13 protein-coding genes and 2 pseudogenes are annotated in these 12,539 nt (G+C 61.1%); 7 read left to right on the top strand and 8 right to left on the bottom strand.

Translation table 11 applies throughout. The annotated features are described in order from the left end of the window. Window positions 1–344 precede the first annotated feature (344 nt). Complete coding sequence (locus tag ASF00_RS07480) at window positions 345–2,825, top strand: TonB-dependent receptor domain-containing protein (protein ID WP_055876451.1); 2,481 nt, start codon at window positions 345–347, stop codon at window positions 2,823–2,825. 274 nt (window positions 2,826–3,099) lie between these two features. Here the strand turns inward: ASF00_RS07480 and ASF00_RS18350 are convergent. The 4 genes and pseudogenes from ASF00_RS18350 to ASF00_RS07455 all read right to left on the bottom strand — a co-directional run. Beyond that, window positions 3,100–3,236, bottom strand: a pseudogene (locus tag ASF00_RS18350) (IS3 family transposase); the annotation flags it as partial. A gap of 65 nt (window positions 3,237–3,301) precedes the next feature. Beyond that, window positions 3,302–3,870, bottom strand: a pseudogene (locus tag ASF00_RS17880) (FadR/GntR family transcriptional regulator). Window positions 3,871–3,941: 71 nt separating this feature from the next. Next, window positions 3,942–5,309, bottom strand: a complete 1,368-nt coding sequence (locus ASF00_RS07460) for a glycoside hydrolase family 27 protein (protein ID WP_443024394.1) — start codon at window positions 5,307–5,309, stop codon at window positions 3,942–3,944. Between the two features lie 786 nt (window positions 5,310–6,095). Then, window positions 6,096–6,353 carry a hypothetical protein gene (locus tag ASF00_RS07455; RefSeq protein WP_055876440.1) on the bottom strand — a complete coding sequence of 86 codons (258 nt, stop codon included), beginning with the start codon at window positions 6,351–6,353 and terminating at the stop codon, window positions 6,096–6,098. A gap of 249 nt (window positions 6,354–6,602) precedes the next feature. On the opposite strand from ASF00_RS07455, the gene ASF00_RS18960 reads away from it, so the two are divergent. The 5 genes from ASF00_RS18960 to ASF00_RS19140 all read left to right on the top strand — a co-directional run bounded on the left by ASF00_RS18960 (window position 6,603) and on the right by ASF00_RS19140 (window position 8,398). Continuing rightward, window positions 6,603–7,055 carry a hypothetical protein gene (locus ASF00_RS18960; protein WP_055876436.1) on the top strand — a complete coding sequence of 151 codons (453 nt, stop codon included), beginning with the start codon at window positions 6,603–6,605 and terminating at the stop codon, window positions 7,053–7,055. Then, window positions 7,045–7,350 (top strand): transcriptional regulator, encoded by a 306-nt coding sequence (locus tag ASF00_RS07445; protein WP_055877212.1) that lies wholly within the window; start codon window positions 7,045–7,047, stop codon window positions 7,348–7,350. The genes ASF00_RS18960 and ASF00_RS07445 overlap by 11 nt, the downstream gene beginning before the upstream one ends. Window positions 7,351–7,643: 293 nt before the next feature. Further along, on the top strand, window positions 7,644–7,955 hold the full coding sequence (locus ASF00_RS19220) for an SDR family NAD(P)-dependent oxidoreductase (protein ID WP_200910495.1): 312 nt from the start codon (window positions 7,644–7,646) through the stop codon (window positions 7,953–7,955). Beyond that, a complete protein-coding gene (locus ASF00_RS18955; RefSeq protein ID WP_327196351.1) occupies window positions 7,855–8,238 on the top strand; it encodes an SDR family NAD(P)-dependent oxidoreductase in 384 nt (127 codons plus the stop codon). Before ASF00_RS19220 ends, ASF00_RS18955 begins: the two co-directional genes overlap by 101 nt. Then, a complete protein-coding gene (locus ASF00_RS19140; RefSeq protein ID WP_268795090.1) occupies window positions 8,225–8,398 on the top strand; it encodes an SDR family oxidoreductase in 174 nt (57 codons plus the stop codon). Before ASF00_RS18955 ends, ASF00_RS19140 begins: the two co-directional genes overlap by 14 nt. 314 nt (window positions 8,399–8,712) lie before the next feature. On the opposite strand, the gene ASF00_RS07435 is transcribed toward ASF00_RS19140, so the two are convergent. Further along, complete coding sequence (locus ASF00_RS07435) at window positions 8,713–9,759, bottom strand: aromatic alcohol reductase (protein WP_235525667.1); 1,047 nt, start codon at window positions 9,757–9,759, stop codon at window positions 8,713–8,715. Between ASF00_RS07435 and ASF00_RS07430 the strand changes: the two genes are divergently transcribed. Then, window positions 9,739–10,170, top strand: a complete 432-nt coding sequence (locus ASF00_RS07430; RefSeq protein ID WP_055876431.1) for a winged helix-turn-helix transcriptional regulator — start codon at window positions 9,739–9,741, stop codon at window positions 10,168–10,170. The two genes, ASF00_RS07435 and ASF00_RS07430, sit on opposite strands and share 21 nt — an antisense overlap. A 171-nt stretch (window positions 10,171–10,341) precedes the next feature. Here ASF00_RS07430 and ASF00_RS18345 read toward each other — a convergent pair whose 3' ends face one another. From ASF00_RS18345 to ASF00_RS07420, 3 genes are all read right to left on the bottom strand, one after another. Next, on the bottom strand, window positions 10,342–11,046 hold the full coding sequence (locus ASF00_RS18345; RefSeq protein ID WP_156348219.1) for a hypothetical protein: 705 nt from the start codon (window positions 11,044–11,046) through the stop codon (window positions 10,342–10,344). Window positions 11,047–11,465: 419 nt separating this feature from the next. Then, the gene (locus tag ASF00_RS07425; RefSeq protein WP_162233564.1) at window positions 11,466–11,612 is read right to left on the bottom strand and encodes a hypothetical protein; all 147 of its coding nucleotides are present in this window, start codon (window positions 11,610–11,612) and stop codon (window positions 11,466–11,468) included. A 214-nt stretch (window positions 11,613–11,826) separates the two neighbouring features. Beyond that, window positions 11,827–12,396 carry an alpha/beta hydrolase gene (locus ASF00_RS07420; RefSeq protein ID WP_055876425.1) on the bottom strand — a complete coding sequence of 190 codons (570 nt, stop codon included), beginning with the start codon at window positions 12,394–12,396 and terminating at the stop codon, window positions 11,827–11,829. Between the last annotated feature and the right edge of the window lie 143 nt (window positions 12,397–12,539).

The raw sequence follows: 12,539 nt of genomic DNA, 5'->3' as shown, positions 1-12,539 counted from the left end.
TGGAACGATCTTGATCATGGCCGCGGTGCGTGCGCCAAGACGTGTCTCCAGGACTCTCCGATCAGACGACATCAAAAGCGAAGGGGCAGAATCGGCGGCAAATGCTTCGAGAGCAAACCGATCTTTGCTCTTGCCACTTCTGTTGCCACAAATCGCCGTATTCCAGACACGATAGCTCGTTCCACTGCTGATCGACCCACTCGCGAGACCGTGACCATCATCGACACCCCTGCCATCTTGATCTGCGTCTCGTGAGGTATCGCTTAGAGGTTCACCCTTTTCGAACGATACTCGCTTGCCTTGCGGGGAGCGTGGCATTTCCCGGGATTGGTTTGGCTCAGAAAATGTCTCTGGAGGCACAGTCATCTAGCAAGGACGACATCGTCATCACCGGTCAACGGACCGCCGGTAGCGTGGTTGGTGCTGTAGATCCGACCGCGACGCTGGATCAGGCGGCGATCCAGGCGTTGGGCGCGACCGATCTAAAGACTTTGCTCGAACGCCTCAAAACGCTCACGACGTCGGCAAGCGGCGGGGATCCGGTCTATCTGCTCAACGGCCGACGGATGTCGAGCATGAACGAACTCTACAGCCTGCCGCAGGAGGCGATGGAAAAGATCGAGGTCTTGCCGGAGTCCGAGGCTGCACGGTTCGGTTTTCCTGCCACCGTTCGCGTAATGAACTTCATCACCAAAAAGAAGTTTCGTGCGATCACGTACCAACAGGCCACCGGCACCACGACGGAAGGCGGCGGCGAAACGAACTATGTCGAGGTAACCGCCGCCCGCATCGACGGCCCGCGCCGCGCAACGCTGACGATGTCGCATCTGCGGCTCAACCCGATCCTGCAAAGCGAACGGGCGATCGTGCCCGATCCGGACACGCTTTATGCGCTTGGCGGCAACATCACGGGGGTAGGCGGGGGGAGTATCGATCCAGCGCTCGATGCTCTGGGCGGTAATCCGGTAACGATCGCCGCGGTGCCGAACGACCCGGCAAGTCGGCGGACTTTGACGGGATACGTCGCCGGCGCAGGGGTGCCCGCGGTTACCGATGTCGGGCGCTATCGCTCACTCCAGCAGCGGAACGATAGGATCTCTGTCGATGGCACGGTCGCGGCGCCGATCGGCAAGTCGATGAGCGGGTCGCTCAACCTGTCGATGGAGGCGCAAAGGAACACTGGCCTGAACGGCCTGGCGCCCGCCCTGCTGAGCGTACCGGGCGGGAGCGGCGTGCTTCCCTTTACCGACGATGTCCTGCTCTACCGCTATCTTCCCGACGCGGTTCTCCGGCAGCGGAACACGAGCCTGACCCTGCACGGTTCCGGCCTGGTACAAGGCAGTATCCGGCGCTGGGGGTGGAACGTCACGACCAGCTACGACCGGGTGCAGGCTCTGACACGTTCGCAACAAGGCGTCCCGATCGACGACTTGCAGACCTCGATCGATGCGGGCGGCGATCCGCTGGCGATGCTGAGCCCCGAAGCCTCCGCGCTGCGTCAGGACTATCGAAGCCGGACCGTGACCGGCACATTGCTGACGAAGGCGGTCGCGAACGGTCCGCTGGTCAAGCTGCCGGCCGGCGACGCGCAGATCACGCTGTCGGGCGATTACGCCCGATCGAGCAGTTCGGGGAGCCTGCCGGGTTTGCGGCAATCGACCCTCGACCTCAGGCGCACGACGAAGGGGGCAAGCGTCAACGCGGATCTTCCGATCGCCTCCGCCAATCAGGACGTGCTCGCGTTCCTCGGGCAACTGTCGGTCAACGGCATGATCGGTGTGTCGGACGTATCCGATTATGGTCGGCTGGTCAGTTCCAACTATGGCCTGACATGGTCGCCGGTGCGACCGATCCAACTGATCGCGTCGGTCAACGAAGCACAGACCCCGCCGACGATCACGCTGTTGACCAATCCGACGGTCACCACGCCGAACACGCCCTTTTTCGACTTCACCACCGGCACCAGCGTGCTCGTCACGACGATCGCCGGTGGCAACCCTGCCTTGGCCGCGGAGCGACGACGGATTGTCACGCTGGGCGTGGCCGTATCGCCGATCAAGGCAAAGGATCTGCGGCTTACCGCCAAGTATATCGAAATGCGCATCGGCAATCAGACGGCGACGCTGGGCAGCGCCACTGCGGCATTCCAGACTGCCTTTGCCGACGCGTTTCAGCGTAATGCTGCAGGGCACCTCGTCAGTGCCGACCTTAGGCCGGTCAATATCGCGGGCGAACGCGAAAAGAAGGTGCAGGTCACGCTCAGCCTGTCGACTCCGATCGGTCGAACCCCTCCGCCACAGACGCCGCCCGTTGGCATCGCGGCGAAAGACCGCCCGCCGCCTGCTGCGTCCAAACCCAGGCCGCAGATCTATGTGTCGATGACCACGACGTGGCGGCTCGACGATCGCCTGTCGTTGCGGAACGATCTGCCAGCGCTGGACTTGCTGGATGGCGACACGCTGACCGGCACCGGCGGGCGGCCCCGCTGGGAAACCGAATTGAACCTGAGCGGATCGCTCGGGGCCGCGAACATCGGGCTGTACGGCCGTTTGCAGGGGCCGACTCGGATCCGCAGCGACCTAGCGGCGTCGGACCTTCGCTTTTCGGGGCGGACTTGGCTCGTGCCCTACGCATCTCTCAAGGTCGACCAGATCGTCAAACGTCCCTGGGCGAAAGCGATGACGCTGCAATTCACGGTCGAGAACCTGTTGAACGATCGGATCGATGTGCGCGACCGGCTCGGGCGAGTCCCAAACCGTTTCCAGGCTGCGTACATCGATCCGCTGGGTCGCTCCGTCCAGATCGGTCTGCGCAAGCTCTTCTAAGACGTGCGGCTCGCGGATTGCTACAAACGTTGGCCGTTCGAAACGGTTCTACTTTGCCGGATCGGTTACTGCAGTGTTAGGGGGAGGGCGTGCTTTGACGATCATCCTCCCGACTGTTGGTTCTTGATTGGGACGATCACGTTTTGCTGTTTCACTTCGAATACAAGAAGGGCGCTCTGATGGGGCAAACCGTCTGGGCTACGGAACCGCCCCGATTATGCCGGCGGCCTCGGATCGTTAGTCATGCTGCCATATCGATCGTGCCTGCGGCAGGTTAGTAATGATCTTTGGCTTCGGCAGCCGGAATGTTGTCGATGGGCTGCAACAGTCGACGATGGTTGAACCCGTCGACCATTCGAGCGTGGCGTACTCGACGGCTTCGAAGCTGCGCCAGCGGCCGCGCCGGTTACAATAGCCCGCCCGACATCCTGGCTTGCTTTTGCTTTAACGAAATAGCCCAGCCGGCTGTAAAGCTTTTATGCCATCTCTCCGTTTAGCGCTGCGCGAGTATCAGCAAGCGCCAAGTCGACAAGTTTGCGCATTGCCGCCGCGGCAGCCTCGGGCTTCTTGTCGACGATGGCGTCATAGACTGCATCATGGTCTGGCATCGGATCTCGTGGAAGCGCTCTCTCGTGCCGTTTCAATTGCGTCGTCCACGCGACTGCCGCGGGTTCCACGACGGCGCGCAGTTCAAACAGGCTGCGCAGCAATTGCATGTCGGGTTCGCCTGCAAACACCTAGGCCAAAACGTCTGGACCGAGCATATTCCAGCGATGCCGCGGCAAGACGCGCGTGCCCGATTTAGGCCGGCTCTCCACCAGGCCCTTGGCGATTAATACTTGCACCGCTTCGCGATAAGCGCCGCGCGACACTCCCAGCGTGTCGGTGAGGACAAGCGCACCCGATAGAGCATCGCCCGGCGCATAGTCTCCGGCCAGGATCGCGCGGCAAACGTGTGCGCGACCGCACCGCCCAGCCGACGGCCGGACGTTTGCGGCGTCCTCCCGTCATCGACCGCCTCGATCATTGCCAATGTCTTCGCCATCGTGCCCGCAGTTTGGAGGTCTCGATCATTCGGCCAGGTCGCCTTGGCTTAGGAAAATAATCAGTCCATTGTTACGTCAGGCGGTAGAGTTCGGCACCGTGCGGCGCAACGGTTGCTTGAATCCGCCCATCTGCCGAACCGAGCGTGCGGCCGGTCCAGAGATCACGCACCGCGACCTGCCCCGATTTCTCGAGAGCACGCAAGCCAATGCCGATTGCCTTGACCTTGTCGGTGGTGTTGAAGAAGGCGACGTAACGGTCGTCGCTGCCCTCGGGCTTTGCAGACCAGATACGGGCACCATCCTCTACGAAATGGGGACGATTGTCCGTAGACGCCTGGTTTACAGCCAGAACCGCGCGGTTGGTCAGCAGCGCCAGCGTCGGTGCGTCAAGGTTACGCAGATCGCCGCCCATGATGAGTGGCGAACGCGCGATCGACCACAAGGTCATCAGTGTCCGCTGTTCGTCAACGGTGAATTTCGTATCACGCTTGCCAAGCGCCAGACGGCCGAGCGGCAACATGTCGGCATCGGGCCACGCGCCCGGGCGGCGCCACTGGTTCCAGTTCTCCAGCCGGGTGAACTGCGCCTCCAGCATCGCCCACTCGTCCCAGAAGTCGTCTGAAATGCGCCACATCTGCGCATGTCGGCGTACATGCTCGCCGCGGGTCACGGGCGTCTCTCCCGGCGACAGACTGAGCATCATCGGGCGACTCGTGTTGCCGATCGCCCGGTGCGCAGCTTCGATCTCGAGCGCATGCGCGTCGTAGGGGCGGCTCATGTCATCCATCTTGACGAAGTCAACGCCCCAGTCGGCGTAGAGCTTGAAGACGCTGTCGTAATAGGCCTGTGCACCCGGCTTCGTCATGTCGACACCATACATGTCAGGATTCCAGGTGCAGATGCTGGTCATGTCGGCGATGTCGCCCGCCCGGTACCTTGTCCCAAACACGGGGAGATTGCGTTTGACGGCAAGTCTCGGGATGCCGCGCATCAGGTGGATGCCGAACTTCATGCCCATCGCGTGAACGTCTGCGGCGAGCGGCGCAAACCCCTTGCCGCCGGCTGCTGAAGGGAAGCGGTTGGGGGCGGGAAGCAACCGGCCGTAGTCGTCGATCGTCGGCAGCGGGTTGCGGTTGTATTCGTAGCTCGATGCTTCGGGCTCGTACCATTGGATATCGACGGTAAAGACGTCGTAACCGAAGGGGAGCAGTCGATCGGCCATGATCTTCGCCGTTTCGCGTGCCTGCGCTTCCGTTATGGTCGTGGCGAAGCTGTTCCAGCTATTCCATCCCATCGGCGGACGCGGCGCAAGCGCTGCGGTACCGGATGCGGCAGTCTGCCCACCCGCAGCGCTCGACAGCATCATCGACGTGGCCGCTCCGGCCACGCCCGATGCCAGAATGCCCCGGCGACTTACGTTCATGCTCCGCATCATCATCTCCCTGTGTTCCATCGCTGCGTCTCATACGCATGTCGTATTGCCAGCGCGCATACCGTTGGTCCTGCTACGGCTACATCATTGCTCAGAGTATTGTCGATTATATTTGCCAGAAGCCTCAGAGCGGGTAAGCACCCATAAAACGGTGCTTCCCGATAAGTTAAGCGTATAAACATCGCTAACATCCGCTACCGATATGGTAGGAACTCGTCCTAGCATATTTCAGCTTAGGATATGGCCGAAACGTAACTTCTTGATATTGAAATGCTCGGACAAGTTAATGAGCGGACGGTCAGTCAGAAGGGCATAATGGAAGGAGGTATGAGAGCACATCGGCTTGCGGGTTCGACTGTGCTCGCATTCTGCTCGGTGCCGGTTTTTGCTCAATCAAAGGCGGATTCGGTAGCGCCGACCGGTACGCCGCAGGCGGTTACGCCGATGGAGCCGATGGGCCCGTCAGAGGTTGCGCGAACCGATCAGGACGTCGTCGTTACGGGTATTCGCAGCAGCCTGCGATCCTCGGTCGCGACCAAGCGCAATGCAGCCGACATAGATGATTCCAATTCGGCTGAAGATACCGGAATTTTGTCGACAACAACGTAGCCGAATCGCTGCGGAGGATAATCGGCGTCGCAATCGATCGGTCCGGTGGTGAGAGACCGTGTGCGAGCCCGTGACCCGAAACAGAAGCAACGGCAGCGCCAGGTCGGAAGAAGAGCTCTTCAATGAAAGCTGCTTTTAGACTCAGCAACAGCGCGAGCACGGCTTCCCGGCGGTTTTGGGGTATCAGGGCTTGGGCAGGGCCCACTCGCGGCGATAGGCTTTCTGGAGGCGGCGCCACTGGATGGCGAGGGAGAGCGCGATACCGGCCGAAAGCCCCCGTGCGATTGGCAGCCATTGATCCGTGGAAATCTTCTCGTCGGACTGCAGCAGCCGGTTCGCTGGTTCGAACGCCGAGGGGAATCCGTCGAAGGGCCACAGCGCGTGCGCCAGCCAAAGGCTGACAGCACTTGCACCGGCGAGAACCACGAAGCTTTCGGGCAACCATCGGCGGTAGAGATGCTGCCGCTCGAATGTGTCGGATTGCGTCTGGAACTATGCGTTTGCCGCTACATCACGCCGCAGCCATCATGCACCGGCCACACGCATGGTCGCGATCCAAGCCAAGGTAGGCACCATGTTCATTCCGACTGGCTCATTTTCCAAACTGGAAAATGATCATTGCTTTCCATATCGTCAAGTCGTAACTTGCCGGTTGAGAAAGCGGGCGGAGGGCTCGCGGGAGAATGACCCATGGACAAAGCAGAGGCGGCGCGTTCGCTGGAGATGATGCGGACGTCGCGCGACGCGTTGGCCGGGCGGATGAAATGGTCCTTCGGTCGCCACGCCGTGGTCGGACTGTTGCTGGGCGGACTAATCGCCGGGTATGCGCTCCCCGGTGCATGGCCGGTGATCGTTTCTTCCGCTTGCATGGCCGCTACCGCTATGGTCGTTGCACGCGATCGGCGCCGGGATGGGTTCGTCGTTAGCGGCTATCGAGCTGGGCAAACGCGATGGGTGACATTCGCGATGCTGGCGGTCGCATTCGGTGCGCTGGTGGGCGCCCTCGTCCTCAAGACACGCTATGGTCTGACCTGGGCGCCGGTCGCGATGGGGAGCGGCATGGCAGTGTTCGCAACGACTCTCAGTATCGTATGGGAACGTGTCTACCGGCGGGAGCTAGGTGGAGCGCGACATGGGCGTTGAGAGGCTGGATCCATTGATTCACCCTCCAGCGCGGCTGCAGCTCATGGCGTTGTTGGCCGATGTGAGCGAGATGGAGTTCGGGACCGCACGCAACGTTCTCGGTGTCAGCGACTCGGTTCTGTCCAAGCACCTCGCACAGCTCAGCGACGGCGGGTACATCGAGTTGCGAAAGGCAACAGTCAACACACGGCAAAGGACCTGGATCGCAGCTACGGGCGCGGGCCGAAAAGCCTTCAAAAACCATGTGGCCGCGTTGCAAACCCTTGCATCCGGTCGAGCGCTTTCGCAGAGGTAGTCAGGAGCGTCAGGCGTTCAGGTCGTGCTAAGCGGATTTTGAAGGAATGGCCGCATCGTCTGCGCCAGAAAGCTGCCGTGCCGCTTTCCTCCCACCCCGGACGTTCAGGCTGGCGATCCGGATCCCGATGACGGTCATTCGTCAAGCGCGATCGCCGGGGCGACTCCCGCTATGAGATCCCACGCGCGGAAGCTCACCCAGACCAGAGTCATCTAATGACTTCGATGACAAGGAACGGGACGCGCACAGCAGAAAGGCTGAATAGCCGATAGCCTCCATGAAGGAGCCGATAAATGAAACTGCTGGACGGTAAGGTCGCGATTATCACGGGAGCTAGTTCTGGCATCGGCAAGGCGGCTGCAAAATTGTTTGCCGCGCACGGAGCGTCCGTGGTGCTCGTTGCCCGGCGGAAAGCGTCGTTGGAACTGGCTGTTGATAAAATCGAGGATCGAGGTGGTCGCGCGCGCGCCATCATTGGTGACGTCACGAAAGCGCGCACGCACGATGAGGCGGTTGCCGCAGCACATAATACGTTTGGCGGCTTGCACATCGCCTTCAACAATGCTGGCTCGGTTGGGACCATTTGGGCCACTTGCCGAGATTGAGCCTCGCCAATGGTCGGACGTGCTGGCAGTGAATCTGACTGCGGCCTTTCTTGGCGCCCGAGCGCAGATCCCTGCCATGATCGAGCAAGGGGGCGGCGCGCTTGGTTTCACAGGCAGCTTCGTTAGCAATAGCGTGGGTCTGCCTGGCATGGGCGCGTATGGGGCAGCCAAGGCTGGGATTATGGGCCTGGTGCGTGGCATCACAGCCGATTATGCCGCAGTCGGCATTCGCGCCAACGCGCTCCTGCCGGGGGGGCACAGCGACCGACATGGCCGGCGATGACGGCCAGCGCGAATGGGCTGCCGGCCTCCATGCGATGAAGCGGATCGCTCACCCCGAGGAGATCGCCCAGGCAGCGCTGTTCCTGGCCAGCAATATGTCGAGTTTCGTCACGGGATCGGCGCTTTGGGCGGATGGCGGCAACGCGGCCGTAAAACTTTAGCAAGTTCTGACGATCGGTGGCTTCGAGTGCATGGTCTGGAAGCCGCAACCGTCCCCAATCAGCAGTCTTTTCGAGTTGCTTAGCAGTCTCGCCCACTTTTGGACGTTCAGGCTGGCAATCGGGGCGCCCATAATGGCCATTCGTCGAGCGCGATCCTTCCTGTTCCCCGTCTCCGATTGGCTAGTCGGGAAATGCCAATCGGGAACGGATTTTGGGCAGCAAGCTGCGCCAGATCGCTATCGGCGTGATCGCCGGGGCAACTGTCCCACTCTGGAGGCGTCTTTGGGAAGTTTTCTATAGTCATCCCGCCTCCATCACTTATCTGATTGCGCCCCTCGCAGATCGGCACCGATCAGGGCCGCAACGTCGGTGACCGAAAGACCCTGCCGATCATTGAACGTGCCTGTCTTCGGCCACGACACACCGCGACCGATCGCGAATGCGGCGCGGTACTTGCGCATCATGTTTGTCGGATCGTTCGCTAGCTCTTCCATCAGGAAAGGCACGGTCCAAACCGACCGCTTGAAGGCCCGGCCCAGTGCCACCTCCAATTTGTCCGCGACCTCGCCATAGGTGACGGTGTCACCGGCCAGGAAGACGATCTCGTTGCGGATCGTCGGCTCGAAGAATACGATCTCGGCGGTCAGCACGCCGATGTCATCCGGCGTCGTCAGCGTCACAGCGGTATCGAGGCTGCCGAGCGCGTGAACCTCGCTCTTCTCCAGATCGACGACACCAAAGTCCGGCTCGAACAGGTAGCTCATGAACATGCCCGTGGAGATGATGACCCACTCGGTCTTGTCCTGCGAGCGCAGCAGCTCGCGCACGTCGAGCTGGGCATCGAAGATGTCCTGCGGCCCGCCGCGGCCGATCGCCTCGAAGTCGACGCCGAACTGCCACGGAAAATAGCGCGGGATACCGGATTGCAGCGCCGCCTTGGCGAGCTTCATCGGCGTGTTGATCCCGGCTGCGTAGCCCGCGCAGCCGATCACCGTATCGTAGTCCGAAAAGAGCGATGCCAGCTCCTCGATCGTGTCGTTCACCAGGTCGCCGAGCACGATCTCGATCCCGGCTTCGCGGATTTCGGCGATGTCACGCTGCCTGGAGGGATCGCCCGACTCGACGGCACTCTCGCGGAGAAGGACGCTGATCTTGGCACCGTCGATGCCCTTGGCGCGACGCGCCAGATTGCGGAGCACAGGCATCCCAAGCTCGCCGGCACCCAGAACGAGGATATTGCGGGATTTCACATTGGAGACTGTATCGTTCATCGTTCTAACTCGTTTCACCTTGGATGCCGGTGATCTGGCAAGCCACGGGCAAGCGTGAAAGATGGGTACATGCGTGATACTGCCGTTCAATCTCTAAGCGAGGAGGACATCCTCCGATATTCGCAAACGGTGTGCGATGGCCTGCGGGACGATGACGACGGGGTTCGCCGTGAGGTGTTGGCCCATGCCGGCAACCGCTGGTCGCTTGGCGTCATCCATACGCTCGGCGTGTACGGCCAGCTTCGCCATGCGGAAATCGGGCGACGGATGCACGGTATCACGCAGCGGATGCTGACGCGCACGCTGCGCCATCTGGAGCGCGATGGATTGGTGGTGCGTCACGACTTCGAGGAGGTCGTTCCTCACGTAGAATATGCTCTGTCCGAAACCGGACTGAAGCTGCTGCTCATGATGGTCCCCCTGTGGACGTGGATCGTCGAGAACGTCGACAGCTTTCGGACGTCACGCGAGATGTTTGATCGACAACACACGGCAGAATAACCCTGAAGGTGAGATAGGCTTACAGGCTTAGCCGTCCAGAAATAGCATCGTCTTCGGAAAGGCCGCATCCCACTATGTCTGCTATCTGAATAAATCGCACCGTAAGCGGACCGTCCGCTTTCCAATTATCCCAGACATTTGTGATGCAAAACCAAAAGTTTTGGATCAGCGTCAATACCCTACTTCCAGCGTCGCGATCGTCAGTCGACCTCTGATTTTACCGACCAACGTGACATTGCCACTAGGGGAGTCAGGGCTGCTCATTGCCATGATGGCGGTGGACGTCATTTGAGCCGTGAAAAGAGGTTTGAAGATTGCTGTTCCCGGCGCGGTAACGATGGTGACCTTCGCCCGATCATCAACCCAAGCGCTGTAGCCCCATGCTGCCCCTATGAACCGTAGTGAGCGGTTGGCCGGTGCCGGAGGAGCGGCCGGTTCATACAACGATCGCGGCCCCTCACATCCTGTTTTGCTCAACCGGCCATTGGAGAGTGTGCCTCCCTCATAATCAGCTTCGAGCACGTAGCAGCGACCGTCACTCAATGAGACAGTAACGGGCAGAAAACCCGTGGACCATGCGGCTACGACATGCGATTTGCTCGTTTCGGCTATCGCAAATGCGCCAACAACCTTGGCATGGCCTACAGCCGAGCCGCGCGTGTAGGCCGGATCGACGCGGAACACGTTTGATACCGTCGTATCAGGGATGCGGGTAAGTGCCGGCGCGCTCAGATCTGACGGCACCGCGACGCCCGGTCGCGATCCATTACCGCTGTATCCAGCGGACGGGACGAACTGCGCATGAGCGCTGATCGCTGCGACGGCTACGCTAATTCCCGTGGTTGTACGGGCCCATGCTGATGCCTTGTTATTCATCTGCTACTCCTCGATCGAAGCAACTTACGACAGTGCTGGAAAAGAGCCAGCTGACATGTTCGCAGTCGGCCTGACGCAAAGAGAGTTTGCATCGCACAATGCATGGTGGGAAACCGAGAAAATTTCGCCGACGCAAAAGAATGACGCATCCGAAACGCCCGTTTCAATAACCGTTTTCCTGGGGTGCGGCCCTCAAGGCCGACCAAGGTCGTTTGCAGCGTGGCGGCGAGGGTGCCGTGGCGGGAGAGGCGGTAGCGCGATTCAGGATCGTGCTGGGGGTCGGTGATCACGCTGGCGGCATGATGCGGCGGATGGCTTCGGCGATACGGCCGATACGGCAGCCAGAGCGACAAGGGGGCAAAGTCAATCCCGCCGTCGACGCGGCCGATCACGTTTGGATGGCCGTCAATCGTCTCGTGCTACAGCGATCCCTGCCAGGCGACCAGCCATCCGCCGAGCCCGATCAGCACGGGAAGCGGACCCTGCGCGTGAACCGCGATAAGCGCGAACGCGCCGGCGTAGATCAGGACGGCGATGGCGAGCGTGGGTAACGCGTTGACGGGCATCCTCGCGACGAGATTTCGGATATCCACCTTCTTTGCTGCGCCAAAACCCGCTCGATAGAAGGGAATCAAAGCAAGCAAAGGTGCGCCGTCGGGATACGTTTGCTTCTTCACGATGATCCGCGAGCGTCGCCCCAGATATGAAGTCTGGCGATCTCCGACAGGGCGCTCGCATGGTCCGAGCATCGGCTGCTCTCACGAGAGGGCCGGCGTCCAGCTAGGCGTCGCCGATCGCCTGGATGATGCGGTACGCGGCATCGACGTCACGCTCGACGACGGCGGAAGTGAAGCGTTCGATGATGGCGCGCAGGCGATTGGTCGGTGCCGTTGCCGCGCTAAGGAGCGGGCCATCGATGAGGCGACTGCCCCATTCCACGCCCAGGCGCTGCGCTTCGTCATCGGCGCCGACGACGATCGACGGGAAGGGCAGGCCGATTTTCGGCGCCGCAAAATGACGGTTATGCGAGCTGGTGCCTTCGGGCGCGACCAGCAAGGCACCGGCGACGTTTGCGGTATAGGCTTTCGGTGACAGTCGCGCCCACCATGCGGCCGCCGCACAGGCACTACCCTGCGCCAGGAGCATGACAGCTCGATCGGACGCCGATACGGCGGCATCGATCCGCGCGGCCAGCGCCGTGCGCTCAGCGGCAGTACGATTGCGCACCGCGATATGCTGCGCTTCGCCAAACCGCGGAAACTCCCGGAACCGCTCGAAGATGGAAATGGCCTGGTCGGGGACGAGTGCGATGAGCGTCAGCCGATGGCTATCCAGGACAGCAACAGACACAATCCGGTCTCCCTTTTGCGTGGACGCGCAAGCTGCCTGCTTCCGGTCGGCGGCGCAATGCAGCTGTTCAGATACGCGCCAGATCGTTCTATCCTGGGTCCCGACCGAGATCAGGGCGATTTGATTGCGTGCAATAGGTCATC

Source organism: Sphingomonas sp. Leaf34 (assembly GCF_001421805.1).
Classification (GTDB): Bacteria; Pseudomonadota; Alphaproteobacteria; order Sphingomonadales; family Sphingomonadaceae; genus Sphingomonas.
This window is presented reverse-complemented; position numbering and strand designations above follow the sequence as displayed.

Excerpts from the sequence above, each read along its gene's own strand:
- ASF00_RS07480 (WP_055876451.1), top strand. The coding sequence starts at position 345 with ATGTCTCTGGAGGCACAGTCATCTAGCAAGGACGACATCGTCATCACC.
- ASF00_RS07460 (WP_443024394.1), bottom strand. The coding sequence starts at position 5,309 with ATGATGATGCGGAGCATGAACGTAAGTCGCCGGGGCATTCTGGCATCG.
- ASF00_RS18960 (WP_055876436.1), top strand. The coding sequence starts at position 6,603 with ATGGACAAAGCAGAGGCGGCGCGTTCGCTGGAGATGATGCGGACGTCG.
- ASF00_RS07445 (WP_055877212.1), top strand. The coding sequence starts at position 7,045 with ATGGGCGTTGAGAGGCTGGATCCATTGATTCACCCTCCAGCGCGGCTG.
- ASF00_RS19220 (WP_200910495.1), top strand. The coding sequence starts at position 7,644 with ATGAAACTGCTGGACGGTAAGGTCGCGATTATCACGGGAGCTAGTTCT.
- ASF00_RS18955 (WP_327196351.1), top strand. The coding sequence starts at position 7,855 with ATGAGGCGGTTGCCGCAGCACATAATACGTTTGGCGGCTTGCACATCG.
- ASF00_RS19140 (WP_268795090.1), top strand. The coding sequence starts at position 8,225 with ATGGCCGGCGATGACGGCCAGCGCGAATGGGCTGCCGGCCTCCATGCG.
- ASF00_RS07430 (WP_055876431.1), top strand. The coding sequence starts at position 9,739 with ATGCGTGATACTGCCGTTCAATCTCTAAGCGAGGAGGACATCCTCCGA.
- ASF00_RS18345 (WP_156348219.1), bottom strand. The coding sequence starts at position 11,046 with ATGAATAACAAGGCATCAGCATGGGCCCGTACAACCACGGGAATTAGC.
- ASF00_RS07425 (WP_162233564.1), bottom strand. The coding sequence starts at position 11,612 with ATGCCCGTCAACGCGTTACCCACGCTCGCCATCGCCGTCCTGATCTAC.